The organism is Devosia sp. P3_B2 (assembly GCF_056402875.1).
Genome location: NZ_JBFUGO010000007.1, coordinates 24,374 through 50,978, shown reverse-complemented (window position 1 = coordinate 50,978; position 26,605 = coordinate 24,374). Strand labels below are relative to the sequence as shown.

Here is a 26,605-nt window from a genome sequence, read left to right as displayed (position 1 = left end):
AATAATTAGCCGATGCGACCTTGGCGCCCATCGACGCCCCGATAAGCGCGTCGTATACGATCTGCCATACCAGCCGCGTCCCTCCCCCGTTTGGATATCCGAAGATGCCCTCCGGCGTCGCTTTTTCGCTCATTGCCTATCTGCTCTATTCCTGCTGCGACGCGATCATCAAAGGGTTCGGTACGAGCCTGTCGGTCTTCGAGATCGCCTTTTGGACGGCGCTGTTTTCCTTCCTTCCGGCCATCTTCACCAAGCCCAAGGGCGAGCACTGGCGGCAGTTCCACCACATGCGCCATCCGTGGCTGGTGCAGCTGCGCAGTGTCACCGGCGTCATCGGCAACCTCTGCATCATCTACGCCTTCACCCACATCCCGCTGGCCGAGGCCTATTCGATCGCCTTCCTCGCGCCGATCTTCGTGGTGGCGCTGTCGAGGACCATCCTCAAGGAAGACGTCACCTGGCAGCGCTGGCTGTTCCTCGGCGCCAGCTTCCTCGGCGTGCTCTTGGTGGTGCGGCCCGGCTTCCGCGACCTGCAACTGGGTCACCTGCTCGCCCTCGGCGCGGCGCTGATGGGCGGCATTACCACCACGACGCTGCGCAAGGTCGCGCCGGTCGAAAAGCGCGTCAGCCTGCTCGGCTGGCCGCTTGGCTACATCGTGCTGGTCAACGGCATCCTGATGCTGCCGACCTTCCACTGGCCGACGTGGGAAGAGTTCGCCCTGCTGCTGGCCATCGGCGCGCTCGGCGGCACCGGCAACATCTTGTTCATCGCCGCCACCCGCCGCGCCCCGGTGAGCCAGATCGCGCCGGCACAGTACAGCCAGATCGCCTGGGCGGTGGTCTTCGGCGCCATCTTCTTCCACGAGTTCCCCGACACCATCGCCTATTGCGGTCTGGTGGTCGTGGCCTTCGGCGGCATCCTCAACGTGATGTCGGACGAGACCCGCATTCGCATCTTCTCCCGCCTCTCGGTGTTCGGCCCGGCCAGTGCCATCTCCGAAGTCAGCGCGCCACTCGGCGACGACGCGAAGCTGCCGCGCCGCGGCGATGCGGACGAGCAAGCGCCGGCGACGGGCAAGTAGATGCTACGCAGCCTCACGCCCGCCTCGCTCGGGGTACTTTGCGCCCTCATCGCCTATGGCGTCTATTCCACCGCCGACGCCATGATCAAAGGCCTGGGCGCCGACCTCAGCGTGTTCGAGATCGGCCTCTTCACCACCGTGTTCTCGATCATCCCGGCGCTCTTCTCCAAGCCCAAGGCCGAACGCTGGCGCGATACGTTCAAATTCAGGCGCCCTTGGCTCATGGTGCTCATCGCTGTCTGCCGCACGGCGAGCTCGATGCTGATCACCTATTCGTTCGTCACCATCCCGTTGGCCGAGGCCTATTGCCTCGTCTTCCTGATCCCGGTGATGACCATCATCCTCTCGGTGTTCATCCTGGGCGAACGGGTCGCGCTCGATCGCTGGGCACTGGTGATCATCAGCTTTCTCGGCGTGCTGCTGGTGGTGCGTCCGGGCTTCCGCGAGCTAGAACTCGGCCACCTCACGGCGCTCGGCTGCGCGGTCAGCGCGGCCATCTCGGTCACCGCCATGCGGCTCATCTCGGGCGAGGAGCGCAAGGTCAGCCTGTTCGCGCTGCCCGGCCTCTTCACGCTCGCCGCCAACGCCATCGGGCTGGTGATCTTCGGCTTCGTCTGGCCCGGTTGGATGCTGCTCGGCGCGCTCCTGATCTGCGGCATTCTCGGCGGGATTGGCTACCTGCTGCAGATCGCCGCCGTGTCGCTCGCGCCGGCCAGCCGCGTCGCGCCGATGCAGTATAGCCAGGTGGTGTGGGCGCTGCTGTTCGGCGCGCTGTTCTTCGCCGAAGTGCCCGATGCGCTCGGGCTGGCGGGGCTCGGCGTCGTGGTTGCCGCCGGGCTTGCCAATGTGTTCAGCGATGGGGCACGGGCCCGCATCGCCGGCCGCTGGGCCGAGTATCGGGCGCGCCGGGACAACCCGTCGCCCGATACCTTCAAGGGCCCGGGACCGGACCCCGTCTAGAGCGCCGCGCGCACCGCAGCGATCGCCGCGTCGGCCTTGCCGCCATCCGGGCCGCCGCCCTGCGCCATGTCGGGGCGGCCGCCGCCGCCCTGCCCGCCGAGTGCCACGGTGGCGAACTTCACCAGTTCACCCGCCGCATACTTCCCGGTCAGGTCGTCGGTGACGCCAACGGCAACGGTGCCGCGGCCGTCCTCCCCCTTCAGCACAACCGTAACTACACCCGAACCGATCCGCTTCTTCTCGGTATCGACCAGGCCCTTCACGTCCTTCGGCGAAATGCCCTCGACGGCGCGACCGACGAAGGTGACACCATTGACGCTATCATCGGCTGCCGGGGCGCTGGCGCCCTGTCCACCGCCCAAGGCCAGCTTCTTGTTGGCGTCACTCAGCGCCCGCTCGGCCTTCTTGAAGTTGTCCTGCAGCGTCTCGATGCGCTCGAGCACTTCATGTGGGCCGGAGCGCAGCAGGTTCGCTGCGGTCTCGACGATCCGCACATTGTCGTTGCCGCGATGCCGCGCTGCCTTGCCGGTGACCGCCTCGATGCGGCGGACGCCGGCGGCGACGCCGCCTTCGGCCACTACCGAAATCAGCCCGATATCACCGGTGCGGCGCGCATGGGTGCCGCCGCAGAGTTCCACCGACCACCCGAGCCCGTTGCCCGTGGGGAGGCCCATCGACACGACGCGCACTTCGTCGCCGTACTTCTCGCCGAACAGCGCCCGGGCGCCCGACGACTTGGCGTCTTCGACGCTCATCAGCCGGGTTTCGACCGGAGTGTTCTGCAGCACGATATCGTTGGCGATGTCCTCGATCTCGGCAAGTTCCTGCGGCGAGATCGCCTTGGTGTGGACGAAGTCGAAACGCAGGCGGTCAGGCGCGACCAGCGAGCCGCGCTGCGCCACGTGATCGCCGAGCACGATGCGGAGCGCCTCGTGCAGCAGGTGTGTAGCCGAGTGGTTGGCGCGGATCGCTGTGCGGCGCCCATGGTCGACATGCAGCGCCAGGCCGAGGCCGCGCTTCAGCGTGCCCTCGTCGACCTTCACATGGTGCGCGAACACGCCGTGATGCTTGGTAGTCTCGGTGACGGTCACCGCCACGCCTTCGGCTACCAGCCGGCCGGTGTCGCCAACTTGGCCACCACTCTCGCCGTAGAACGGCGTCTGGTTGAGCACGACGAAGCCTTCGTCGCCGGCCTTGAGGCTGTCGACTTCCTTGCCGTCCTTCACCAGGGCGACGATCTCGCCCTCGGCGTCCTCGGTTTCGTAGCCGAGGAACTCCGATGGGCCGACCTTGTCGGCGATCGAGAACCACACTAGGTCGGTCGCGGCTTCGCCCGAACCGGCCCAGCTCTTCCGCGCCTCGGCCTTCTGCGCGGCCATCGCGGCATCGAAGCCGACGGTGTCGACGCTGATGCCACGGGTACGCAGCGCGTCCTGCGTCAGGTCGAGCGGGAAGCCGAACGTGTCGTAGAGCTTGAACGCGGTGCCGCCGGCCAGCACGCCGCCTTCGCCGAGGTCCTTGGTCTCGTCGGCGAGAATCTGCAGGCCGCGGCCGAGCGTCTTGAGGAACCGGTTCTCCTCGAGCTCGACGGTCTCGGTGATCATCGCCTCGCCGCGCACCAGCTCCGGATAGGCCTGGCCCATCTCGCGCACCAGCGTCGGCACGATCTTGTGGATCACCGGCTCGCTGGCGCCGAGCAGCGTCGCATGACGCATGGCACGGCGCATGATGCGGCGCAGCACGTAGCCGCGACCCTCGTTCGAGGGCAGCACACCTTCGGCGATCAGGAAGCTCATCGAGCGCAGGTGGTCGGCAATGACGCGGAGGCTCGCATTGCTGCTCTCGCCATTGAAGCCGATGGCCTGCTGCGCCGACGAAATCAGCGCCTTGAACAGGTCGATCTCATAATTGTTGTTGGTGCCCTGCATCACCGCGGCGACGCGCTCGAGCCCGGCGCCGGTATCGATCGAGGGACGCGGCAGCCCGGTGCGGGAGCCGTCAGCAGCCTGCTCGAACTGCATGAACACGAGGTTCCATATCTCGACGAAGCGATCGCCATCTTCCTCGGGCGAGCCCGGAGGGCCGCCCCAGTACTTGTCGCCGTGGTCGTAGAAGATCTCCGAGCACGGGCCGCACGGGCCGGTGTCGCCCATCTGCCAGAAGTTCGACTTGGCACCGAGCCGCACGATGCGCTCCTCAGGCAGCCCGGAGATCTTCTTCCAGAGTGCCATCGCCTCGTCGTCGTCCTGGTAGATCGTCGCGGTCAGCTTCTCCTTGGGCAGGCCCCACTCCTTGGTCAGGAGGTTCCAGGCCAGCTCGATTGCATGCTCCTTGAAGTAGTCGCCGAACGAGAAGTTGCCGAGCATCTCGAAGAAGGTGTGGTGCCGCGCGGTGAACCCGACATTGTCGAGGTCATTGTGCTTGCCGCCGGCACGCACGCATTTCTGCGAGGTGGTCGCCGTCGAATACGGGCGCTTCTCGACGCCGGTGAAGACGTTCTTGAACTGCACCATGCCGGCATTGGTGAACATCAGGGTCGGGTCATTCCGCGGCACCAGCGGGCTCGAGGCAACTTCCTCGTGACCGTTCTTGGCAAAGTAGCCCAAGAAGCTCGACCGGATATCGTTCACGCTCGTCATGACGGGTCTCTTACAGACAAATGGCGAGGCCGCGGCCCCGCCAAGAACAACAGGAAAGGCCTTCTATCGCGGGGGTCGCGGTTGTGTCCAGCGCAGGGGTTGCAGGATGCCACATATTGGCGGCCGAAGCCGCTTCAGCCATGCCCGCTTCCGCCACCGGCCGTCATCCCCGGCGAAAGCCGGGACCCAATGCTCCGGCCGTTCCACTCGCGCTGATCTGTCCCCTTGCTGTGATGGACCGGCGCGGCCCGTGCCAACCCAGCCGTCAGAGCAGTGGGTCCCGGCTTTCGCCGGGATGACGGCTGGTGGGTGGGTGAGATTGGGACACGAGTAGGGTCTAGCGGACGGCCCGTGGGTAGGCGGCAATGAGGCCAGTCCCAAATGAAGAAGGGCGCCACCTGGGCGCCCTTGAACTCGTTGTGCAGCGGGAACCGATCACGCCTCGCCGTCGTCAGCCTCATCGCCTTCGGGGCCGGCCAGGAGGGCTTCGGCCAGGACGCCGGAGCTCTCGCGGACGCCTTTTTCGATCTGGTCGGCGATCTGCGGGTTGTCCTTGAGGAACTGGCGGGAGTTCTCGCGCCCCTGCCCCAGCCGCTGGCTGTCGTAGGAGAACCAGGCGCCGGACTTCTCGACGAGGCCCGACTTCACGCCGAGATCGAGCAGTTCGCCAGTTTTCGAGATGCCTTCACCATACATGATGTCGAATTCGACCTGGCGGAACGGCGGGGCAAGCTTGTTCTTAACCACCTTGACGCGGGTCTGGTTGCCGATGACTTCCTCGCGCTCCTTGATCGCGCCGATACGGCGGATGTCGAGGCGGACCGAGGAATAGAACTTCAGCGCGTTGCCGCCCGTCGTGGTCTCGGGCGAGCCGTACATCACGCCGATCTTCATGCGGATCTGGTTGATGAAGATCACCATGGCCTTCGACTTCGAGATCGAGCCGGTGAGCTTGCGCATCGCCTGGCTCATCAGGCGGGCCTGCAGGCCCGGCATCGAATCGCCCATCTCGCCTTCGAGTTCGGCCTTCGGCGTCAGCGCGGCAACCGAGTCGACCACCAGAACGTCCACTGCGCCGGAGCGCACCAGCGTGTCGGCGATTTCCAGCGCCTGCTCGCCGGTATCGGGCTGCGAGATCAGCAGTTCGTCGACCTTCACCCCAAGCTTGCGGGCGTAGATCGGGTCGAGCGCATGCTCGGCGTCGATGAACGCGGCGATGCCGCCCTTCTTCTGGGCCTCGGCTACCACGTGCAGCGCCAGTGTCGTCTTGCCCGAGCTTTCCGGCCCGAACACTTCAACGATACGACCCTTGGGCAGCCCGCCAATGCCGAGCGCGATATCGAGCCCGAGCGAACCGGTGGAAATCGCTTCGACCTGGGCAATGGCGCCCTCGCCGAACCGCATCACCGTGCCCTTGCCAAAATTCCGCTCGATCTGGCTCAGCGCTGCAGCCAGCGCCTTGTCCTTATCCATCGATCCCTCAATAACCCGCAGTGGCGTCACAGCAGCAGCCATAACCGTCTCCCCTTATTCCACTTCGGTTCGCGCCGCGCAAACCGATATCTGTCCATCTAATGTACGCAGTTTGTTCTCATTTCGTTTCCAAAACGTCAAGGGGGTAAATTCGTTGTGCCTTACGCACCGATGCAGCCCGATTCGCGCCGTACGCCCCCTGGGCATCCGCAAGTGCGATCTACATCCAAAATCCAAATGCAATCGTCCGGCGCTCGCGCTATAGGGCGGCAACGAAAACCGAGAGAATGGGCTTCATGCATCTCATCCAGTTCGAGGACGACAAGGGCGCCCGGGCCGTCGGCGCTACCGAAGGCGGCGTGACCAGCGTCGTGACCGGAGCTACCAGCGTCTATGCGCTGGCCAGCGAAGCCGCCGAACGCGGCCTGTCGCTGCGCGCCGTGGTGATCGAGAAAGGCCTTGGCGCCAAGCTCGATCGCGAAGCGCTCGCCAAGGAAGGCCGGCTGCTGGCCCCTGTCGACCATCCCGATCCGGCGCACCTCTATGTCACCGGCACGGGCCTCACCCATCTCGGCTCGGCCTCGACCCGCGACGCCATGCACAAGTCGAACCAGCAGCAGGCCGAGGCGCCACTGACGGATTCGATGAAGATGTTCCGCATGGGCCTGGAGGGCGGCAAGCCCAAGTCGGGCGAGACCGGCGTGCAGCCGGAGTGGTTCTACAAGGGCAACGGCTACGTCGTAGCGGCGCCCGGCAAGCCCATCCCCTCGCCTGCCTTCGCCAAGGACGCCGGCGAAGAGCCCGAGATCGCCGGCATCTACTATATCGGCAAGGACGGGACGCCCTTCCGGCTCGGCTTTGCGCTCGGCAACGAGTTCTCCGACCATGTCACCGAGCGGGTGAACTACCTGTTCCTCGCGCATTCCAAGCTCCGCTGGTGCTCGTTTGGGCCGGAGCTGCGCGTCGGCGAGCTGCCGCGCAACGTCTCGGGCATGTCGCGCATCCTGCGCGACGGCAAGGTAGTGTGGGAAAAGCCGTTCCTCTCGGGTGAGGACAACATGAGCCACACCATCGCCAACCTCGAGTACCACCACTTCAAGTACGACCTGTTCCGCCAGCCGGGCGACATCCACGTCCACATGTTCGGCACCGCGACGCTGAGCTTTGCCGACGGCATCAAGACCGAACCCGGCGACGTGTTCGAGATCGAGGAAGCCCAGTTCGGTCTGCCGCTGCGCAACGCGGTGGCCTGGAACAAGGACCGGCCGGTGGAAATCCGCCAGCTCTAGGCGGCCCGACCGCCGATCGATGACTGCTTCAGAGCCGGGCCCAGTGCCCGGCTCTTGCATATCGGCAACTTTTCCACAGCGTGCACATTTCGGCCCCCTCACCGCCCAGATTGGCGGGCGAGGTTGGGCACGTGTTCCCTGCGGCTTTTGACGCAAATCTTATCGATCGGCCTCAGCCGGGGTTAGCGCCAAGCGGGAACACTGCCGTCGCGGTGCAAAAGGGAGGCATTCGCGTCCACTCCACTAGTTGCGAAAGGTACTCCCCCAATGATCACCGTTTCCGCCTCGACCTCTGCGGCCGAGTTGCAGGCCATTGTCAACTCAGCACCAGCCGGCGAAACCATCCTGCTGGGCGCCGGCGCCTTCGAGTTCGACCAGACCGTCGTCATCAACCGCGACGACATCACGGTGATGGGCACCGGATCGGGGGCGACGACCATCGACCTCGTCGGCAATGCCCGGGCCGGCGGCGCCTTCCAGGTGGGCGGCGTCATCGACGTGCCGAGCTACTCGGGCGCGTTCTCGCTGAGCGAGGCGGCGAGCAAGGGCTCGATGTACCTGCATATGGACGATGCGTCCGCGCTGCAGACCGGCGATCACCTGTGGATCGAGCTCGAGAACACCGACGCCTACCTCGACTCGATCGGCGACACCCAGTGGCGCGAAGACAAGCCGCTGCGTACGTCGATGGTCGAGGTCGCCTCGGTCAACGGCAACACCGTGCGGCTCACCAACGGGCTGGCCTTCGATTTCTCCACCATTGCCTCGGTGCAGAAGATCGAGGTGGCGGAGAACGTCAAGCTCGGCGGCTTCACCGTGCAATCGGGGTTGGCCGAACAGGATCCGGGCAATTTCAACAACGTCTCGTCGGCCTTTGATCGCTCGAACGTCATCTCGCTGTCGGCCACCAGCCACGTGAAGCTGTTCGACATCGACATCGAGAACGCCCCCTCCAACGGCTTCACTTTCTCGCAATCGATCTTCCTCGATGCCTCGAATCTCTCGGTCGATGGCGCGGTGAACAAGGGGGATGGCGGCAACGGTTATGCCTTCCAGCTCAAGGCGCTCTACGACAGCGGGCTGGTCGGGCTCGAGGCCTTCGACACCCGCCATGCCCTGCTGTTCGCCAGCTGGACCAGCGAGGCCAACAATTCCATCCAGGTGCGCGAGACCAACCGCGACATCAACTTTCACGGCGGCGACGACCATGACAACGTGGTCGAGGTGCTGAGCTCGGTACGCACGGCCCTCGAAGCCACGTACCTTTCGCCCACGCTGTTCGTGAACGACGAGGGCACCAGCTACGGTGCCCCCACCGACCGCGACGCCAACACCGTGACCTTCGCCAACGTCGCGGGTACGACCAAGGCCGAGATCATCGTCGCGGACGATTCCGGCGTCGAGTTCCATGCCAATTCCGGAGCCGACACGCTGATCGGCGGCGCCGGTTGCGACCGCCTGTACGCCGACAAGGGCGACGACCTGGTGGTTGCCTCGAAGGGCAACGATCTCATCGACGGCGGCCTCGGCACAGACGTCCTGTCCTATGCCGGCGATCGCGACGATTACACGCTCACCCGCGACCTCTCGGGCCGTTTCGTTGTCCACAAGGCCGGCGGCAGCTACGACATCATCGGCGGCATCGAGGCCTTCCGCTTCGCCGACGGCACCGTCGCCACGTCGACCCTCACCGACCTGCCGACCACCTATTTCGGCACCGACGACGCCGACCGGATCGTCATCAGTTCCGTCCACGACGTGGTGCTGTCCGGCGCCGGATATGACCGTATCATCTCCGCCAATACCTACGTCCTTGGCGCAGAGAACGAGGCGCTGGAGCTGACCGGCACCCGCGACGTCAACGGCTTCGGCAACGCGCTCAACAACAGCTTCACCGGCAACGACGCGGCCAACGAGCTCTTCGGTTTCGGCGGCAATGACCGCTTCTTCGGCCGTGCCGGGAACGACTACCTGTCGGGCGGCGATGGCGATGACGACCTCTACGGCCAGACCGGCAACGACCGGCTGTTCGGCGGCGACGGCATCGACCTGCTCAATGGGGGCTCGGGCGCTGACACATTCGTGTTCTCGGCCGGCCACGACACGGTCGAGGACTTCTCGCTCAAGTCTGGCGACCGGCTGGATATCGGGCTGACGGGCTTCTCGTCGCCTGCTGCGTTCCTCTCGGCATTCCGCGAGGCGGCGGCCAGTGGCGGCGACACCTATGACAGCCTCGGCATCGACGTCGACGGCAGTGGTTATCACGTCGAGATCCGCGTCGCCGATGCCCACGGCGATGCGCTCGCCATGGGGCTCAACGGCGCCACGCTCGATTCCCTTCTGGCATCGTCGGACTGGATCGTCTGACGCTGCCTCTCAATTCAGCACCGGGCGCCCCAAGTCCCGGCTGCTGAAAATTGCGGCACCAACCCCGCAATACCTAAGCCCCGGAACCCCCGTGTTCCGGGGTTTTTTCATTCCCGCCCAATCCCGGATATGCCGTTTCAGCATGGCTGCTATCCGAGGGCGCCGGTTCATGCATGGCTCCCGGGCACAGAGACTCCACGGCACTCGCCCAACCGGGCAGCGACGAGGTACCGAAATGTCGAACGGCGCCCGGCGCGAAAGCGTCGTCCGCGCCCTCCTGAGGCGCACCGGGTTCCCGCTGCTGGCGCTCGGCATCGTCAGCCTCTGCACCAACCTCCTGGTGCTGACCGGCCCGCTGTTCATGCTGCAGGTCTATGACCGCGTGCTGGCCAGCCGCTCCGTGCCGACGCTGGTGGCGCTGTTTGCGCTGGTCGCCGGGGTCTACGCCTTCCTCGCCCTGCTGGACCTCTTGCGCTCGCGCATGGCCTCGCGCTTTGCCGGCGCACTGGAGGCCTCGGTGGCCCCCGATGTGTTTCGCGCCTCGCTGCGAGCCGGACTGACGCCGTTGGGCGCAGCGCGCCCCGATGCCGTGCGCGATCTCGATAGCATCCGGCAGTACGTCGGCGGGTCCGGTCCGCTGGCGTTGTTCGATTTACCGTGGCTGCCGGTCTACCTGCTGATCGTCTTCCTGTTCCACCCTGCGTTGGGCTGGCTGGCGACGGGCGGCGCGTTGGTGGCGACCACGCTGCTGTTGATCAACGAGCGGCTCTCCGGGCGGCCGACGGCCGAGACCGCGGCGGCGCTGACCCGGCGCCAGTCGCTGGGAGAAGATGCCCGCGCCAACGCCGAACCCGTGTTCGCCATGGGCATGCTCGACGACGTAACGGAGCGTTGGCGGACCCGGTCAGAGGCGCTGTCGGCGGTGCAGAACCGGGCCGGCGATGTCGGCGCGCTCTACTCATCAGTAACGAAGTCGTTCCGCTTTCTCCTGCAATCGGCCGTGCTGGCGCTGGGCGCCTACCTCGTGATCCGCGGCGAGCTTTCGGCGGGGCTGATGATCGCTGCCTCGATCGTCACCTCGCGAGCCCTGGCGCCGGTTGAACAGGTGGTCGCGCAATGGCGTGGCCTCGCAGCCGCCCGTCAGGCCTTGCAGCGGACAGAAGTGCTGCTGGCGGCGCAGCCGGCGGAAGCGCCCCGCCTGAGCCTGCCCGACCCCCAATTCACCCTGCAGGTCCGCCAGTTCGCCACTGGACCAGTGTTGCAGGGACCTCCCCTTATCTCCGGCGTCAACTTCACCCTCGCCGCTGGTGAGGCGATGGGCGTGCTCGGCCTTTCCGGTTCGGGCAAGACCTCGCTGGCGCGTGGATTGGTCGGCATCTGGCCGGTGCTGCAGGGCGAGGTGCGGCTCGATGGCTCGGAACTGGCCCACTACGACCCGATGCAGATTGGCCGGCGGATCGGTTACCTGCCGCAGAGCGTGGGGCTGTTCGACGGCAGCGTTGCCGAGAACATCGCCCGGTTCCGGCCGGATGCCGACAGCGACGGCGTGCTGAAGGCGGCGCGGCTTGCCGGTGTGCACGAACTGATCACCGGCCTGCCCGATGGCTACGACACCCGCATCGGGGCTCGCGGCGCGGCTCTTTCCGCTGGCCAGCGCCAGCGCATCGGCCTCGCCCGGGCGCTCTACGGCGATCCGTTCCTCTTGGTGCTGGACGAGCCGAACGCCAATCTCGACTTCGCCGGCGACACCGCCCTGACCAATGCGCTCACGGCGGCAAAGCATCGGGGTGCGGTGGTGATCGTCATCGCCCACCGGCCGAGCGCCATCGCCGTCTGCGACAAGCTGATCTACGTGGTGAATGGGCGGCAGAGCGCCTTCGGCAGCAAGGACGAAGTGCTGCGGCAGGTCACCGCCCCTGCCCCACGCATCGAGGAGGTGCGGGTCCATGGCTGACCCGATCCGTAGCCTCCGGCGCCACGCCCTTGCCGGCCTCGGCGCCATCGCGCTGTTCATCGGCGCGCTTGGCGGTTGGGCCGGCACCACCGAGATCGCCGGCGCGGTAATCGCGCAGGGCACCGTGGTGCCGCTTGAAGGTACCAAGCGCGTGCAGCATCCCGAAGGCGGCGTGGTGGCGGCGATCCTGGTGAAGGACGGCGACCCGGTGACCGCGGGACAGCTGTTGCTGCAGCTCGACAGCACGACGGTCTCCGCCAACCTCGCGGTGATCGTCTCGCAGTTGAGCGCCGCCTTTGCCCTGGAAGCGCGGCTGACCGCCGAGAGTATTGGCAACGACCACCTGACGCTTCCCGCCAGCCTCGATAGCTGGCCGGATCGCGCGACCCTCGACCAACTGCTCGCCGCGCAGGAGGGACTGCGCCAGAGCCGTGCCGATGCGCAGGCCGGGCTCGCCACGCAACTCGAGGAGCAGATCGGGCAGCTCGGCGAGCAGATCGTCGGGCTGGAGGCGCAGCAGGCCGCGGTTACCCGGCAGGTCGCCATCCTCTCCGATGAAGTCGGCGACTCCGAGACGCTGTTCAAGGACGGCCTCGTCGAGGCGAGCCGGCTGAACAGCTCGAAGCGCGAGTTGGCGCGGCTCGAAGGCGAGGCGGGCAACCTCACCGCCGAGATCGCTTCGGCGCGAACCGCCATTGCCGGCAGCCGCGCCAAGATCGCCGAAAACACCGCCACCTTCCGCGCAGGCGTGCTGGAAGACCTGCGCGACGTCGGCCTGCAGATCGCCGAGCTGCTGCAGCAGAAGATCGCCGCCGAGGACCGGCTGGCGAAGCTCGAGATCCGGGCGCCGCAGGCCGGCATCGTGCACGAGTCGATCGTCCGCACGGTGGGCGGCGTGGTGTCGGCGGGCGAGACGCTGATGCAGGTGGTGCCGCGCTCCGACCGCCTCGCGCTGGAGGCGCGCGTCTCGCCGCTCGATGTCGACAAGCTGACGGTGGGCCAGGCGGCATCGGTGCGGCTGGTCGGGCTGGACGCGCGGACGACGCCGGAACTCGCCGCCAGCGTCGAATCCATCTCCCCCGATCTGTCGCGCGACCCGACGACGGGCGTCGCCTATTTCTCGATCCGCCTGAAGCTCGCGGAATCCGAACTGGCCCGCCTGCCGCACCAGCAACACCTCGTGCCCGGCATGCCGGCGGAGGCGTTTTTGCGGACGGCCGACCGCACGGTGCTGTCGTACTTGCTGGGGCCACTGGCGGCGCAGTTGAGCCATGCTTTCCGCGAGGATTGAACCTCCTGAAGCCAACCGCCCCCCACCCCTGTCCCTCCCCTGAACATGGGGAGGGAGACGCTCCCAGCTGCTCCGGTACTTTCGTCTCGCTCCGCTTCTTCCAGGGCAGGAGTCAGGGGTGGGGGTCCACGTGCAACGGCGCCACTTGGGGCTTGCCCTAAGCCCTTTGGCTGGTTTACCCGATGCCACTGACATGTCAGTGTCCGCCGCCGTTGGGCCCAGGGAGTAGAGCAGTAGATGAGCGCCACCAGTTTCAAGAAGCGCCAGGTCGGTCGCACCCGCCTCGAGTTGACCGAACTCGGCCTCGGCGGCGCGACGCTCGCCGGCATGATGGGCAACGAGGTCTCGGACGACCAGGCGCGTGCGCTGGTGACCGCCGCTCTTGATGCGGGCGTCGGTTACTATGATACGGCGCCTCACTATGGCGACGGGCGCTCCGAGCACCTGATGGGCGATGCCCTGCGCTACCGGCACGATGACGTCGCGATCTCCACGAAGGTGGGCCGCATGCTGCGGCCGGTGCGCTCGGAAGCGACGCGTTCGGTGCCGCGCGGCTGGACCTACCCGTTCCCGTTCGAGATTGCCTACGACTACACCTACGATGCCGTGATGCGCTCCTATGAGGACAGCCTACAGCGGCTGGGCCTTGGCCATGTCGAGATCCTGCTCGTCCACGACATCGGCACGAAATCCCACGGCGAAGAGGGCTACAAGAAGCACTGGGCCGACCTGGCCGGCGGCGGCTATCGGGCCCTCGACGAGCTGCGCCGCAACGGCGACATCAAGGCCATCGGCCTCGGGGTCAACGAAGTGCCGATCCTGCTGCAGTCCTTCGACATCGGCGATTGGGACGTGTTCCTGCTCGCCAACCGCTACAACCTGCTCGAGCAATCGCCGCTCGAAACGCTGTTCCCCACCTGCGCCGAGCGCGGGACGTCGGTGATCGCGGCAGGCCCCTTCGCCGCCGGCATCCTTGCGGGCCTCAACATTTGGGGACCCGACACCGGCCGCTACCAGGAAGCGCCGCCTCATATCGTCGAGAAGGTGAAGGCGCTCACCGCCCTCTGCGACGCCCACAAGATCCCGCTAGGGGCCGCCGCCCTCCAGTTCGGCGTCGCTCACCCGACGGTCGTCTCGGTGCTGACCGGCCCGAAATCCCCAGCCGAGCTCGACGGCATCCTCAAGTGGTGGAACACCCCCATCCCCGCCGCCTTCTGGGACGGTCTGGCCGACCAGAAACTGGTTGATCCGGGCACGCCGTTGCCGAACGGGCGGGTGGACTAAAGCCCCACCGCATCCTCGAGGTAGTGCCGGCGGATGCCAAAGAAATCCTTGGCGTCCGCCAGTTTCCTGAGCGGCGCCGCATCCTTGCCGCGCTTCGTTTTCGTCGCCACGATCAGCACGTTCTTGGGCGTATGCACGTCCGAGATGAACTCGAACACCTTGGTCGAGTAGCCGAAGTGCTCGAGGATCATGGCGCGCATCGCGTCGGTGACCATCTCGGCCTGGCGCTCGAGGAAGATGCCGTGGCGGGTGACGAAATCGAGCGCATTGCCGTGGTTCGAGGTCTCCATCTCGCGCCGGATCTGCTTGTGGCAGCACGGGGCGACGACGATCAGCTCCGAGCCGGCGGAGATGCCCTTGGCGATGGCGTCGTCCGTGGCGGTGTCGCAGGCGTGCAGCGCGATCAGCACATCGGTTCCGGCAGAGTCGAAATTCTCGATGGTGCCCTGTTCGAAGCTGAGATTGCCCACGCCGGTAGCTGAAGCAGTCTCGTTGCAGAATTTCACGAGATCGTCGCGGAATTCGACGCCAACCACCTCAGCCGAACGCTGCAAGTTCTGCCTCAGATAGTCGGCCACGGCGAAGGTCAGGTAGCCCTTGCCCGCCCCCATATCCACCACCCGCTTCAGCCTATCCTCCGGGATCGCCTTCAGCAGCGGCCCGAGGATTTCGACGTAACGGTTGATTTGCCGGAACTTGTCGCCGGCCGCCTTCAGCACCGTGCCATCGGCGCCGGTGACACCCAGTTCGGTGAGCCAAGCCTTGCCCGCAGCCGGGATCGGCCGGGCCTTGGCACGATCGTGCTCAAGCGAAGCCGGAGCCTTGCTGGTCGCCTCGGTCTGCTTCAGGCGGGGCGACTTGCCCTGGCTGTCGAATTGCAGGTCGAACGCCGTGGTGAACAGGAAGGCCTGGTGAAAGTCCTTTTCCATCAGCCGCTTGAGCTGGCCGATCGCGCCGGTAGGCGGATGGTTCTGCGTCAGGTCGCGGGTCTGGTGGTGGAAGGTGAAGCTGAACTTGATGTCGCCGCGAATGGTCGCGGGCTTGATGTCCACACTCTTCAGCGTCTCGTCTGCGCCGAACGGCAGGCGCAGCGCCAGGCGCACGAAGCTGCCATCGGCGACGGCGCTTTCGAGGGCGGCGAGGAACTGGTCGATCTTGGGGAGGCTGGTATCCATCACCGGCATATAGGCCGAGCCGGGCGAAAACGCCACCGCGGAGCTACTCCTGCCCCTGCTCCACCTTGCCGAGCACGTCCTTGACCTTGGTGTTGATCTGGTCGAGCGAGTACGGCTTGGGCAGGAACTCGACGCTCTGGTTGTCGGCAATGTCCTGCCGGACATTCTCCTCGGCATAGCCTGAAACGAAGATCACCTTCAGCTCAGGCATCCGCTCGCGCACCTTGGTGAGCAGCGTCGGGCCGTCCATCTCGGGCATCACCACGTCCGAGATCATCAGGTCGATCTTGTAGTCGAGCTCCTCCAGCACATCGAGCGCCTCGTCGCCGGAATCGGCCTCGAACACCTCATAGCCGGTAGTGCGAAGCGCGCGGGCGGAGAAGGCGCGCACGCTATCCTCGTCCTCGACGATGAGGATGCGCTCGTGGCCGGTGAGGTCCTTGACCTGTGCCACCACCTGCTTGACCGGCGTCTCGCCCTCGTTGGGGATGTAGCGCGGCAGGAAGATGCGGAAGGTCGTACCCTTGCCGACCACGGAGTCGGTGTAGATGAAGCCCGACGACTGCTTGACGATGCCATACACCGTCGAAAGGCCGAGGCCGGTGCCCTTGCCGAGTTCCTTGGTGGAGAAGAACGGCTCGAAGATCTTCTCGAGGATTTCCGGCGGCATGCCGGTGCCGGTGTCTTCCACCTCGATCAGCACGTAATCGGCCGGCGGCATGCCGGTATAGGTGAAGCCCTGCGCTTCCTGCTCGGTGACGTTGCGGGTGCGCAGCGTGATGGCACCGCCGTTCGGCATGGCGTCGCGGGCGTTGACCACGAGATTGACCACCACCTGCTCAAGCTGCACCAGGTCGGCCTTCACTGGCCAGACAGCGGCAGAGTGCTCGACGTCGAGGGTGATCTGTTCGCCGATCAGGCGCTTCAGCAGCACCGTCAGGTCGTCGAGGTGGCCCGGCACTTCCAGCACCTGCGGCCGCAGCGTCTGGCGGCGCGAGAACGCCAGCAGCTGCCGGGTTAGGCCGGCGGCGCGGTTGGCGCTGTTCTTGATCGACATCAGGTCGGCGAAGGACGGATCGCCCGGCTTGTGCTTCAAGAGCAGCAGGTCGGTGAAGCCGATGATGGCGGTCAGCACGTTGTTGAAGTCATGCGCGACGCCGCCGGCGAGCTGGCCGACGGCCTGCATCTTCTGGCCCTGCGCGAACTGCGCCTCGAGCTTGCGCTGCTCACTCATGTCAAGCGCGTACACATTGATCCGCTCGGCGGCGCCTTCGGCTTCCTCGGAGCTGGAGACGTAGAGGCGCACGGCGTGATCGCTGCCGCGCGTGAGCGTCGCGTCGACCGGTTCGATCTCGGAACGGCTAGCGAGCGCCGCGTTCACCGCCTTGGCGAAGGCCTCGCGGCTGCCCTCGGCGATGAGGTCGGCCATCGGTTCCATGTCGATGGACTTGTCGTTGCCCGACCAGTCGAAGATGCGGCTGAACGGCGCGTTGGTGCGGATGATCCGCCCTTCCTTGTCCAGCGTGGCGATCGCGAACGGGGTGTCGTTGAAGAAGCGCGAGAAGCGGACTTCCGAGGCGCGGAGGGCCTCTTCCTTGTCAGCGCCCTGACGGCGATCGAGCACCAGCGTGCGGGTCTCGCCGAGTTCACCGTCGGCGAGGCGGGCGGCGCGGTGCATCAGGCGTACCGGGAAGCTGGTGCCGTTGCGGCGGACGAGGTCGATATCGATGATCTCAGTGCGGATTTCGCCGTCGGAGCGGCCGCGCATCAGGAGGCTTGCGCCGTCGCCGCGCACGATGTCGTCGAGCCGGATGGCGGTGGATTCGAACTCCGCGAGGTCGTAGCCTAGCCAGTCGGCGAGGGTGGAGTTGAGGTACTGCACCCTGCCCTTGGCGTCGGCGGAGAAGAAGCCGGCCGGGGCGTGGTCGAGATAGTCGATGGCGCGCTGCAGCTCGAGGAAGGCGTTGTCCTGCCGCTCGCGGTCGCGGGTGATATCCTCCACGGTCCACAGCACCAGCGGTTTGCCGCCTTCGTCGATGGTGGGGAGCGCGCGCACGCCGACCCGGTACCAGAACGGCTTGGTCGAGCCGCCAACCGAGCCGCCGAGGCCGCCAATGATGCGGATGTCTTCGATGGCCGGGCGCCCATCACGGGCGGCACGGGCGAGGCGATAGACCGCCTCCGACGCCTCGGGCTCGCCGGCGAACAGCCGCGGCACCGAGACGGGAACGCCATCGGTGAGGCCGCCGGCGAACTCGCCGTAGTGGGCGTTGACGTAGCTGATCTTGCCTTCGCGATCGGTGACCAGCGCGCCGAACGGCAGGCTGTCGACCACGGCGCGGCTGAGGGTCTGGGTGTCCTCGCTGGCCGAGAAGCGGAACAGGCCCGCCGCGATGGCGAAGAGGCAGAAGACGCCGACGACAGCGAGCAGACCGAGGAACACCAGGATCAGGTCGGCAGGAATGCGATCGCCCATCGTCGCCAAGAGGATGGCGCCGGCGATGAAGAACGCCGCGAGCGCGACGACGCGCCACAACCCGGCGCTGCTGCGGCCGCGGTTCATCAGCGGGTTGGGATAGTTATCCTCGTCGAGCGGCAGAGGTGCCATGCGCTTGGTGGTGCCCCGGGGAAAAACGCGCCGAATCGGCCTTCTCAAGGTCTAGCAAAGCCACAAGTCGGTTGGGTAGCGACAAAGGTGTTATCCCCGATGCGCAGGGCAGATTTGTGGAGGATGCTCAAGCAACTCGCTTGCGGCTAGCCCGCCGGCTTCCAGCCGCCCTTGCCCTGCTTCAGCCGCAGCACGAACCCGATGACTTCGGCGACGGCCTTGAAGTGCTCGGCGGGGATGGTGTCGTCGATGTCCATCGAAGCGTAGAGCGCACGGGCGAGCGGTGGGTTCTCCACGATCGGCACGTCATGTTCCTTGGCCAGTTCGCGGATGCGGAAGGCGATGGCGTCGGCACCCTTGGCCACACATTGCGGAGCGGCCATGTCGCTGTCGTATTTCAGCGCCACCGCGAAGTGGGTCGGGTTGGTGATGACCACCGTCGCCTGCGGCACGGCGGCCATCATGCGCTTGCGGCTGCGCTCCATGCGGACCTGCCGGATGCGGCCTTTGACCTTGGGATCGCCTTCCTGCTGCTTGTATTCGTCGCGCGTCTCCTGAACCGTCATCTTCAGCCGGTTCCACCAGCGGCTGCGCTGGTAGACGTAATCGGCGATGGCAACGATGGTGACCACCGCCAGCACCGCGCCGAAGATGCTGAGGCTCAGGTCCATGAACTCGGCGGCGATCATCGCCGGCTCGAGCTGGATCATCATCTCGAGGCTGTCGATCTTGGGCGCCAGCACGAACCACAGGACGGCGGAGACCACAGCCAGCTTGATCAGGCCCTTGACGAAGTTGACCAGTGCTTCGGTCGAGAACAGGCGCCTGGCGCCCTCGAGCGGGTTGATCTTGGAGAATTTCGGCTTCAGCGGATCGAGCGAGAGCAGCGGCCGGTGCTGGATCAGGTTGGCAGTTATGCCAAAAGCCGCGATGACGATCGACGGCAGGATCGCCACCATCAGGATCGAGCCCGAGAGGTTCCCCCAGAACGACGCAAGCGCCTGGCTGCCGACCTCGAACTTCTCGGCGTTGCCGAGCAGCACCTTGAGGGTCTCGACGAGGCTGGCGCTGGTCGGCCCCGCCATCATGGCGAAGACCAAGGCGGAACCCGACAGGATGAACCAGTTGTTGACCTCCTGGCTCTTGACCACATCGCCCTTCTCGTGGGCGTCGCGCAGCTTCTTTTCCGAAGGATCTTCGGTTTTTGATGACTGTTCCGGGGCCTCGTCGCTCATCTAGCGAACGCCGCGCAGCATGGCGAGCACGCCCTCGAAGTGCATCAGATAGAGGCCCATCATCATGGTCAGCAGCAGCGCCATGAGGATTAGCCCGACGCCGACGGTCGCCGGCATGGCGATGAAGAACACCTGCAGTTGCGGCATCAGCCGGCTGAGGATGCCCATGCCCAGGTTGAACACCAGCCCGAACACGATGAAGGGCGCCGACATCTGTACCCCGATGACGAAGGCGCCCGCGACGGTATCGACGACCGTTTGCGCCGCGTCACCGAACATCAGCGGCTCCTTGGGGGTGAAGATCATGTAGCTGTCATGGATGGCCGACAGAGCCACGTGATGGAGGTCGGTAGCAAAGATCAGCGTGACGCCGAGGAAGCTGAGGAACGCGCCGATCAGCGCCCCCTGCATGCCGCCATTGGTGGGATCGGCGGCCTGTGCCACCGAGAGGCCCGACGAGGAAGCGATGACGGCGCCGGCAGTCTGCGTACCGGACACGGCGAGCCGCGCGATGGCGCCGAGGATCAGCCCGACGGCGATTTCGTGCATCACCACCACGACGATTTCGGGCAGATTGGTCGGCAACCCCGGCAGTTGGGCCGAGATCAGCGGATAGAGCACCGCCGACATGGCCAGCGCGAACCCCAGTCGCATGCGAGCCGGGATGGCGGTTTCGCCGAGCGCAGGGATCAACATCAACATGGCGCCGACGCGGGCGAAGATCAGCAAGTAGAAATAGGCCGTTTCGGGCAGCCAGTTGAGCGAGATCATCGTCAGCTGCCGGCGATGATCATGTCGGCGAGCTTGGTCATGTAGCCGCTGAGGATCGCGCCCATGAAGGGCAGCGCCAGGAGCATGGTGACGAAGATCGCAAGAATCTTGGGCACGAACACCAGCGTCATTTCCTGGATCTGGGTCAGGGCCTGGAACAGCGCAATGACCACGCCCACGACCAGCCCGACGATCATCATCGGTGCGGCAACGAGGATCATCACCCAGATGCCCTCACGGGCGAGATCGAGAACTGTGGCGCCGGTCATTCGCTACTCCTACCGCGAGTCGCGAACCGTCAGATCGGCATCCGCATGATTTCCTCATAAGCCGAGATCACCCGGTCGCGGACCGTGACCATGGTGTCCATGGCGAGTTCGGTCTGGCTGATGGCGGTGACCACGTCGACCATGTCGCCCTTGCCGTTGACCATCTCCATCGCCTTGGTGTCCGCGACCTTGCCGCTATCGACCACGCCTTGCACGGCCTGGCCGAGCATCTTGGCGAAGTCCTGCCCGCCCCCCAGGTCGGCGACCTGGTTGAGTAGCTGTGGCTTGCCGCCCTGCCCCATGAGCTTGGCCGCGTTCGAATAGGCAGCCGTGGCGGCGTTGATTGGAATGGCCATCTGGGAGGCTCCGGAAAGGCGCGTCAGCCGCGCAGGATATCGAGGGTGGAACCCAGCATCTGCCGGGTGACGGTGACGACGTTGAGGTTGGCCTCGTAGCTGCGCTGCGCCTCGCGCATGTCCATCGTCTCGATCAGCGAGTTGACGTTGGGATAGCGGACATAGCCGGTGGCGTCGGCGGCCGGGTGACCGGGCTCGTAGCGTGAGGTGAAGTCGGACTGGTCGTAGGCGATGCGGCCGATCTCGACCTTGGTGGCGCCGAGCTCGTTGTCCATCACCGCCTTGAAGGTCGGGATCTTGCGCCGGTAGGGGTCCTCGCCCGGCGTCTTGCCGGCAGAATCCGCGTTGGCGAGGTTTTCGGCGATGACCCGCATGCGGGCCGTCTGGGCGTGGAGGCCCGTCGCCGCGATCTTCAGGGACGAGAGAAAGTCGTTCATCGCTTAGGCCTGCTTGCCGAGGGCGGTTTTGATGAGCTTGACCGAGCGCGTATAGAGCGCGGTGATCGCCTGGTAGTCCATCTGGTTGCCGGCAACCTTCATCATCTCGTCCTCGAGCGTGACGCCGTTGCCTTCGGGGGTGATCTCGAAGCTGTTCATCGAGCGGGCACCGAACCCGTCCGAGTCGGTGCCGGCAACCGAGATGTGACCGGGCTGGGTCGCCACGGTCGCGATCTTGGTCGTCGACAGGTTCTTCATGTGCTCCTCGAAGCCATAGGCCTTGAGGTCGCGACCGCGGTAACCGGGCGTGTCGGCATTGGCGACATTTTCGGCGAGCAGGCTCTGGCGCGCCTGGTGCCACCGCATCTTTTCGCTGATGGCGTCGAGCAGTCCTAATTTCATGGTGAGGTGGGTCCGGAATCCCCTTAAGAACTGGGCAAATCCTGCCTACCAGACGTTAACGAGACATTAACCACGAGCTTCTTCACGGCCAGATGTCTCGCATTTTGCATAATCTTGGCGCATTACTCGGCAAGAAGTTCCACTGATTTGCGTTCGGATGGCCACCCCGAGCGGACAGGGAGTCGGCACCATGCAGTTCATGACGAGTTTGCTCGGGGAATCGGGGGGAACGATCGTTACTTCGGTGCTGGCGCTGGGCATCGTCCTGGTGCTGATCGTCCTCGGCCTGTGGGCCCTGAAACTCGTCACCCGTACGGGTACCGTGGTCGGCCGCGGCCGCAACCGGCGGCTCAGCGTCATCGACCACATGCAGGTCGACGCCAAGCGGCAGTTGCTGATCGTGCGCCGCGACAATGTCGAGCACCTGATCCTGACCGGCGGACCGCAGGATGTCGTCGTCGAAACCGGCATCCCGGTTGAGCGCCCACCCATGCCGGCGCATCGTCCGGCGCATCTCGAAATGCCGCCGCCGCCCACCCCCACGCTCACCAAGTCCGAAATCGAGAAGCTGCGCGAGTTCGTCCGCCCCGGCGGGGCGCGCAAATCGACCTCGCTGCGCCATACCGGCCTGCTGCGCCCCGTGAGCACCATGGAGCCCGCGGTGATTCCGATGCCGCCGATGACTGGGGATAACTCCGGCCGCGGCAAAGCCGACTCAGCTACAACGCCCGCAGGCATGGACAACGGGCGGGCTGCGCTTGGCGCTCAACGCAATCTCGGGGACGAACCCAAGGCGGAAACCCGGTAACCGCCCGGCGCTTCGGCGCGTCCTCACACTCGTCGCATTTTTCGCAGCCCTGATCCTCCCGGGTTTTGCCTTCGGGCAGGACATCTCGATCGATTTCGGCAACGATGCGACGATCACCGAACGGGCGGTTCAGCTCGTCGGGCTGATCACGTTGCTGTCGCTGGCCCCGTCGATCCTGGTAATGGTGACGAGCTTCACCCGCATCGTCGTGGTGCTGTCGCTGCTGCGGACCGCCATCGGGCTGCAGAGCGCGCCACCCAACTCGGTGATGGTCAGCCTGGCGCTGTTTCTCACCATCTTCGTGATGGGGCCGACGCTGCAGCAGAGCTACGACAACGGCATCGCGCCCCTGGTGGCAGGCACCATCCCCATCGAAGAGGCCTTCACCAGGGCTTCGGGGCCAGTGCACGACTTCATGGCCGCGAACGTTCGGCCCGCCGACCTGCAGTTGTTCTTCGACATGTCGTCGACGCCCCCGCCCGCCGACAGCGCCGCGATCCCGCTGCAGGTGCTGATCCCGGCCTTCATGATCTCCGAGTTGCGGCGCGCCTTCGAGATCGGGTTCCTGTTGTTCCTGCCCTTCGTCATCATCGACATGGTGGTGGCGTCGGTGCTGATGTCGATGGGCATGATGATGCTGCCGCCGGTGGTGATCTCACTGCCGTTCAAGCTGATCTTCTTCGTGCTGGTAGACGGCTGGCACCTCGTCGCCGGCTCGCTGATCCGCAGCTTCGTGAGTACCTAGGCCGCTCCGGGCGCCGACTTTTCGGGCACCATGGTCTCCGCGCTGCCGTAGAGCTCGCGGTACGAGGCGAGGAACGCATCGAGTGAATCTGCGCTCGCCACCTCACGGGCCACCTTGCGGAACTCCACCGACTGCGGGGCGATGTCGCGGGTGACGTATTCGAACAGCGGCCACTCGGCCGAGTTCGCCATCTGCTCGGCGAACTTCGAGCGGATGCGCGACAGGCCGAGTTCGTCGCCGGCGAGGACGAAACCGACGGCCGCCTTGACCACGCTCATGCGGGCCGGCTGCGGCAGTTGCGTGACCCCGGGAGCCGGCGCGTTCAGCACTTCCAGCAGTTCGGACGCCATGGCGTAGTTCTTCGACTTCCAGTAGCCGTCGACGCGCAGGATGTCGGCGTCCTTACCGTCGAGCTTGGAGATCAGGTCGAGCGCCAGCTCCTGCCGGCCGGCATCGATCAGCGCGCGGGATTCGAGGATGCGTCGCTGCCGCTCGAGCTGCGGCGGCAGGTCGGCGAGACGGGTGCGGTTGAGCACCCGGAGCGCGCTCTCGGGGTTGCGGTCGGCGATGCGGATCAGCGCCAGGTCGGCCGCGACCTGCGCCTGCGCCACCCCGGTGAGGCGGCTGTCGATCTGGTATTCGAGCAGGTCCGCCGCCTGCGTCAGCAGGTCGACTTTCACCAGCCGGCGGGCAAGATTGCGGATCATTTCGTCGCCGCGCGCACCGGGCGGCGTGAGCTGGCGGAAATCGTAGTAGAGCGACAGCGCGTCGAGATCGCTCAGGGTATCGGCGGCGCCGTTGAGGTAGAGATCCTCGAAGGTCGACTGGGCCTCGCTGAGCAAGGTGTCGGTCGAGGCGCTTTCGGGGAAACTGGCGGCAGCCTGCTTCACCGCATCGAAGCCGTCGCGATAGTCGCGGTTGGCGAAGTAGAGTTCGGCCAACAGCTTCTGCATGTCGGCTTCGAGCGCCGTCCCCCGCCACATCAGCGCTTCGGCGGAGAGCGTGTCCGTGGCCTTGGCGAGGTCGACCTTGCCTTCCTTGCGCAGCAGCAACAGCGTTCGGTAGACGGCCTCGGCGCGGGTCGGGCGGAAGTCGTAGGCGATCACCTGGCCATAAGTGTCGACGGCGTCCTGGTCGTGCCCTTCGAGCTCGGCAACGCGACCCTGCATCAGCTGGAAGTAGCTGACCTGCTCCGGGTCGAGCATCGGGAAATCGACCTCTGCGACTAGCCGCAGCGCCATTGGGGTATCGTTCGTTTCGACCGCCGCCCGCAGCGCCGCGAACAGGAACTTGATCTGCACCCAGGAGGGATAGGTGTCGGCGATGCCTTCGGCAGCCAGCGCATCTAGCCGCGCGCCGCGGAAATCGCCGGCGTCGGTGCGGGCGATGGCGCGCCACAGCAGAGCATCGCTCTCCTCGGGGAAAGTGCCGCTGTTGAGCGCCGACAAAGCGTCGCGCCAGCGTCCGGCCAGCGTATCGGCAATGGCGCGCACCAGCTTGGTCTTCTTGCGCAGGTCTTCGCTCTTTAACTCCGCATCGAGGACACCGAGCACGCCGATGGCCTCGTAGGAGAGATCGTTGCCGACATAGAGCTGCGCGAGGTCGAGCCGCGCCACATCCCTGAGGCGGCCTTCGGCACCGGCGGCCCGGGCCATGGCCTCTTCCTTGCGGGCGGTGAACTTTTCCGGGTTGTCCTCGCGCCAGACGCTGAGATCGAGATAGCTCTGGCGGAACTCCGGGGAATTGCCGGCATCGAGCTTGCGCGAGGTTTCGAGCGCCGAAAGCGTCAGGCCGGATTTGGCGGAGATCACCGCCACCTTCTCTTCGATCTCGACGTCGAGATCGTCGTTGCGCGGCTTGATCACCAGCCCATGGGCCGAGCGCAGCGCATCGAAATCGACGAACTGCAGGTTGCGGGTCAGGCCACGGGCCGGCGGCATGACGGTAACAACGCGGAGCGTGTCGCCGACAACGGGGTCGCGCAGCACGTGCACCTTGCCCGGGCGCTCGATGTCGGCGGTCATCTCGAACCGGCCTTCCTCGTCGCGCTCGCGGTCGAGCGTCATCGGCTCGGTAGCGCTGAGCAGCGCGTCGCCAAGCGACAGCACCCAGGCCCGGCCCTCTGATCCCAGCGTCGCCAGCCGGTCGACCGCCAGGTCCATGCGGACCACCTTGGTTTCACCAGCGCTGACCGTCTCGACGCTCGTGGCGATGCTCGACAGCGCATCGGAAGGCGGCGGGGCAACGACGGACTGCGGGGTGTCGAAGACCATCCACACCGTGTCCCCGCGGCGGAACACCGCCGCCGGGGTATCGGCATCGAACGGGAAGGCGACGCGGACGGTATTGCCAACCGTCGTCACCGACGGCGTCACCACGCCACGCGTGGTGGGATAGAGATCGGTCGTATCGTCCTTGCCGGTCTCGAGGCCGAGGCGCGCGGCGCGCCGCTCCTCCTGCTCGGCGGCGGCCACCTCGAGATCGAGGCGCGCCTGCTTGGCCTTCTCCTCGGCGGCGAGGGCTGCCTTAAGCCCCTCGGCCGGAGCGATATCCACGTCGATGACGAACTGGCGTGGCGACAGTTGGTAAAAGCGCGGCACCACGCCCTCGGCGACCGCGAAATCGATCACGGAGCCGGCGGGGCTGACGGCATTGGTGGCGCCTTTGAATTCCCCCGGGAGATCGGCCTTCAACGCGTAGAGATCGATGGGCACCGGCCAGTCGAAGCCGAGGGAACCTTTGGTCCCCTTCAGCGCGAACTTGGCCTTGGCATCGACGTTCCAGTCGAACTGGATGCGGAGGAAAGTCGGGTTGCGCCCGACTCGCACGGAGGCCACCGGCTTCAACGCCTTAGCCTCTTCTTCCTTGCGCTTCTGCTCGGCAAGCAGAGCGGCGCGCTGCGAACGATCCGCAAGCGCCGCGACCACTTCGGGCGGCAGGGACGGCGGAAGGCCGACCCAATTGGTGGGAAGCAGGTCGATATAGAGCTTCTCGCCGGCATCCATGCGGTTGATGTTGAAGGTGGTGCGCAGACCGATGCGGATGCCGCGCTGGTCCGGATCGACCCGCGCAATCGTCGCGTATTCGGGCATGGCGAGCGAGATGTCGGGAAGGAGGATGCTGATCGGCTGCTCGAACTCGATGGCGAGCACGCCGTTCTCGTACTTGACCTTGTACTTGGGCAGATCCATCCGGTCGGGGAAGGCGATGATCAGCCGGCCAAAACCCTTTTCGGGCGTGGCGAAGATCTGCGCCTTTTCCTGCGCCGATGCGAGGCTGGGCCACAGGCTGCAGGCGATCAAGAGCGCCAGCGCAACCCAGCGCCACGGGAACGCAAGCGTCCCTCGCCGATATGCGACCCGTGATGTCATGCCGGCTTCTGCCCGCCCTACACTCTTCTAGTGTGGCGAGCATAGGCAGGCGGGCTTAACGGGGGCCTAACCGGCACCGTCAGAAACGA

Annotated in this window: 20 protein-coding genes; 9 read left to right on the top strand and 11 right to left on the bottom strand. The window is 65.8% G+C overall.

Translation table 11 applies throughout. The features are described 5' to 3' along the window. Positions 1-104: 104 nt before the first annotated feature. Both AC1DV8_RS11825 and AC1DV8_RS11820 read left to right on the top strand, forming a co-directional pair. Entirely contained in the window at positions 105-1,082 is a 978-nt protein-coding gene (locus AC1DV8_RS11825; protein WP_477157600.1) for a DMT family transporter, read from the top strand. Further along, positions 1,083-2,042: a DMT family transporter gene (locus AC1DV8_RS11820; RefSeq protein ID WP_477157599.1), complete on the top strand. Its 960-nt coding sequence runs from the start codon at positions 1,083-1,085 to the stop codon at positions 2,040-2,042. On the opposite strand, the gene alaS is transcribed toward AC1DV8_RS11820, so the two are convergent. Both alaS and recA read right to left on the bottom strand, forming a co-directional pair. Next, positions 2,039-4,681 (bottom strand): alanine--tRNA ligase, encoded by a 2,643-nt coding sequence (alaS, locus tag AC1DV8_RS11815; protein ID WP_477157598.1) that lies wholly within the window; start codon positions 4,679-4,681, stop codon positions 2,039-2,041. The genes AC1DV8_RS11820 and alaS overlap by 4 nt on opposite strands. A 435-nt stretch (positions 4,682-5,116) precedes the next feature. Beyond that, positions 5,117-6,196, bottom strand: coding sequence for a recombinase RecA (gene recA, locus AC1DV8_RS11810; RefSeq protein WP_477157597.1), 1,080 nt, complete (start codon positions 6,194-6,196; stop codon positions 5,117-5,119). A 254-nt stretch (positions 6,197-6,450) separates the two neighbouring features. Between recA and araD1 the strand changes: the two genes are divergently transcribed. The 5 genes from araD1 (at position 6,451) to AC1DV8_RS11785 (ending at position 14,339) form a co-directional block, all read left to right on the top strand. Then, entirely contained in the window at positions 6,451-7,443 is a 993-nt protein-coding gene (gene araD1 / locus AC1DV8_RS11805) for an AraD1 family protein (RefSeq protein WP_477157596.1), read from the top strand. Between the two features lie 267 nt (positions 7,444-7,710). After that, positions 7,711-9,810: a calcium-binding protein gene (locus tag AC1DV8_RS11800; RefSeq protein WP_477157595.1), complete on the top strand. Its 2,100-nt coding sequence runs from the start codon at positions 7,711-7,713 to the stop codon at positions 9,808-9,810. Between the two features lie 235 nt (positions 9,811-10,045). Next, positions 10,046-11,764, top strand: coding sequence for a type I secretion system permease/ATPase (locus AC1DV8_RS11795; RefSeq protein ID WP_477157594.1), 1,719 nt, complete (start codon positions 10,046-10,048; stop codon positions 11,762-11,764). Continuing rightward, positions 11,757-13,055, top strand: a complete 1,299-nt coding sequence (locus tag AC1DV8_RS11790; RefSeq protein ID WP_477157593.1) for an HlyD family type I secretion periplasmic adaptor subunit — start codon at positions 11,757-11,759, stop codon at positions 13,053-13,055. Before AC1DV8_RS11795 ends, AC1DV8_RS11790 begins: the two co-directional genes overlap by 8 nt. A gap of 237 nt (positions 13,056-13,292) precedes the next feature. Further along, a complete protein-coding gene (locus tag AC1DV8_RS11785) occupies positions 13,293-14,339 on the top strand; it encodes an aldo/keto reductase (RefSeq protein ID WP_477157592.1) in 1,047 nt (348 codons plus the stop codon). Here the strand turns inward: AC1DV8_RS11785 and AC1DV8_RS11780 are convergent. The 8 genes from AC1DV8_RS11780 to flgB all read right to left on the bottom strand — a co-directional run bounded on the left by AC1DV8_RS11780 (position 14,336) and on the right by flgB (position 21,592). Next, complete coding sequence (locus AC1DV8_RS11780; RefSeq protein WP_477157591.1) at positions 14,336-15,550, bottom strand: class I SAM-dependent methyltransferase; 1,215 nt, start codon at positions 15,548-15,550, stop codon at positions 14,336-14,338. The two genes, AC1DV8_RS11785 and AC1DV8_RS11780, sit on opposite strands and share 4 nt — an antisense overlap. Before the next feature lie 7 nt (positions 15,551-15,557). Further along, positions 15,558-18,122: a cell cycle histidine kinase CckA gene (gene cckA, locus AC1DV8_RS11775; RefSeq protein WP_477157590.1), complete on the bottom strand. Its 2,565-nt coding sequence runs from the start codon at positions 18,120-18,122 to the stop codon at positions 15,558-15,560. 146 nt (positions 18,123-18,268) lie between these two features. Continuing rightward, positions 18,269-19,357 carry a flagellar biosynthesis protein FlhB gene (gene flhB / locus AC1DV8_RS11770; RefSeq protein WP_477157589.1) on the bottom strand — a complete coding sequence of 363 codons (1,089 nt, stop codon included), beginning with the start codon at positions 19,355-19,357 and terminating at the stop codon, positions 18,269-18,271. Beyond that, positions 19,358-20,128, bottom strand: a complete 771-nt coding sequence (fliR, locus tag AC1DV8_RS11765; RefSeq protein ID WP_477157588.1) for a flagellar biosynthetic protein FliR — start codon at positions 20,126-20,128, stop codon at positions 19,358-19,360. It abuts the gene before it with no gap. A 2-nt stretch (positions 20,129-20,130) separates the two neighbouring features. Continuing rightward, the gene (gene fliQ / locus AC1DV8_RS11760; RefSeq protein ID WP_477149604.1) at positions 20,131-20,397 is read right to left on the bottom strand and encodes a flagellar biosynthesis protein FliQ; all 267 of its coding nucleotides are present in this window, start codon (positions 20,395-20,397) and stop codon (positions 20,131-20,133) included. Between the two features lie 29 nt (positions 20,398-20,426). After that, positions 20,427-20,753, bottom strand: coding sequence for a flagellar hook-basal body complex protein FliE (gene fliE, locus AC1DV8_RS11755; RefSeq protein WP_477149605.1), 327 nt, complete (start codon positions 20,751-20,753; stop codon positions 20,427-20,429). A 23-nt stretch (positions 20,754-20,776) separates the two neighbouring features. Continuing rightward, on the bottom strand, positions 20,777-21,190 hold the full coding sequence (gene flgC / locus AC1DV8_RS11750; protein WP_477157587.1) for a flagellar basal body rod protein FlgC: 414 nt from the start codon (positions 21,188-21,190) through the stop codon (positions 20,777-20,779). 3 nt (positions 21,191-21,193) lie between these two features. Further along, positions 21,194-21,592 (bottom strand): flagellar basal body rod protein FlgB, encoded by a 399-nt coding sequence (gene flgB / locus AC1DV8_RS11745; protein WP_477149607.1) that lies wholly within the window; start codon positions 21,590-21,592, stop codon positions 21,194-21,196. A 190-nt stretch (positions 21,593-21,782) separates the two neighbouring features. On the opposite strand from flgB, the gene AC1DV8_RS11740 reads away from it, so the two are divergent. Both AC1DV8_RS11740 and fliP read left to right on the top strand, forming a co-directional pair. Then, a complete protein-coding gene (locus AC1DV8_RS11740) occupies positions 21,783-22,400 on the top strand; it encodes a hypothetical protein (protein WP_477149608.1) in 618 nt (205 codons plus the stop codon). Further along, complete coding sequence (gene fliP / locus AC1DV8_RS11735) at positions 22,351-23,145, top strand: flagellar type III secretion system pore protein FliP (RefSeq protein WP_477149609.1); 795 nt, start codon at positions 22,351-22,353, stop codon at positions 23,143-23,145. The genes AC1DV8_RS11740 and fliP overlap by 50 nt, the downstream gene beginning before the upstream one ends. Here the strand turns inward: fliP and AC1DV8_RS11730 are convergent. Beyond that, entirely contained in the window at positions 23,142-26,516 is a 3,375-nt protein-coding gene (locus AC1DV8_RS11730; RefSeq protein ID WP_477157586.1) for a hypothetical protein, read from the bottom strand. The genes fliP and AC1DV8_RS11730 overlap by 4 nt on opposite strands. Between the last annotated feature and the right edge of the window lie 89 nt (positions 26,517-26,605).

What these genes read in the sequence shown, in the direction of transcription:
- AC1DV8_RS11825 (WP_477157600.1), top strand. Translation starts at nt 105, where the DNA reads ATGCCCTCCGGCGTCGCTTTTTCGCTCATTGCCTATCTGCTCTATTCC.
- AC1DV8_RS11820 (WP_477157599.1), top strand. Translation starts at nt 1,083, where the DNA reads ATGCTACGCAGCCTCACGCCCGCCTCGCTCGGGGTACTTTGCGCCCTC.
- alaS (WP_477157598.1), bottom strand. Translation starts at nt 4,681, where the DNA reads ATGACGAGCGTGAACGATATCCGGTCGAGCTTCTTGGGCTACTTTGCC.
- recA (WP_477157597.1), bottom strand. Translation starts at nt 6,196, where the DNA reads ATGGCTGCTGCTGTGACGCCACTGCGGGTTATTGAGGGATCGATGGAT.
- araD1 (WP_477157596.1), top strand. Translation starts at nt 6,451, where the DNA reads ATGCATCTCATCCAGTTCGAGGACGACAAGGGCGCCCGGGCCGTCGGC.
- AC1DV8_RS11800 (WP_477157595.1), top strand. Translation starts at nt 7,711, where the DNA reads ATGATCACCGTTTCCGCCTCGACCTCTGCGGCCGAGTTGCAGGCCATT.
- AC1DV8_RS11795 (WP_477157594.1), top strand. Translation starts at nt 10,046, where the DNA reads ATGTCGAACGGCGCCCGGCGCGAAAGCGTCGTCCGCGCCCTCCTGAGG.
- AC1DV8_RS11790 (WP_477157593.1), top strand. Translation starts at nt 11,757, where the DNA reads ATGGCTGACCCGATCCGTAGCCTCCGGCGCCACGCCCTTGCCGGCCTC.
- AC1DV8_RS11785 (WP_477157592.1), top strand. Translation starts at nt 13,293, where the DNA reads ATGAGCGCCACCAGTTTCAAGAAGCGCCAGGTCGGTCGCACCCGCCTC.
- cckA (WP_477157590.1), bottom strand. Translation starts at nt 18,122, where the DNA reads ATGGCACCTCTGCCGCTCGACGAGGATAACTATCCCAACCCGCTGATG.
- flhB (WP_477157589.1), bottom strand. Translation starts at nt 19,357, where the DNA reads ATGAGCGACGAGGCCCCGGAACAGTCATCAAAAACCGAAGATCCTTCG.
- fliR (WP_477157588.1), bottom strand. Translation starts at nt 20,128, where the DNA reads ATGATCTCGCTCAACTGGCTGCCCGAAACGGCCTATTTCTACTTGCTG.
- fliQ (WP_477149604.1), bottom strand. Translation starts at nt 20,397, where the DNA reads ATGACCGGCGCCACAGTTCTCGATCTCGCCCGTGAGGGCATCTGGGTG.
- fliE (WP_477149605.1), bottom strand. Translation starts at nt 20,753, where the DNA reads ATGGCCATTCCAATCAACGCCGCCACGGCTGCCTATTCGAACGCGGCC.
- flgC (WP_477157587.1), bottom strand. Translation starts at nt 21,190, where the DNA reads ATGAACGACTTTCTCTCGTCCCTGAAGATCGCGGCGACGGGCCTCCAC.
- flgB (WP_477149607.1), bottom strand. Translation starts at nt 21,592, where the DNA reads ATGAAATTAGGACTGCTCGACGCCATCAGCGAAAAGATGCGGTGGCAC.
- AC1DV8_RS11740 (WP_477149608.1), top strand. Translation starts at nt 21,783, where the DNA reads ATGCAGTTCATGACGAGTTTGCTCGGGGAATCGGGGGGAACGATCGTT.
- AC1DV8_RS11730 (WP_477157586.1), bottom strand. Translation starts at nt 26,516, where the DNA reads ATGACATCACGGGTCGCATATCGGCGAGGGACGCTTGCGTTCCCGTGG.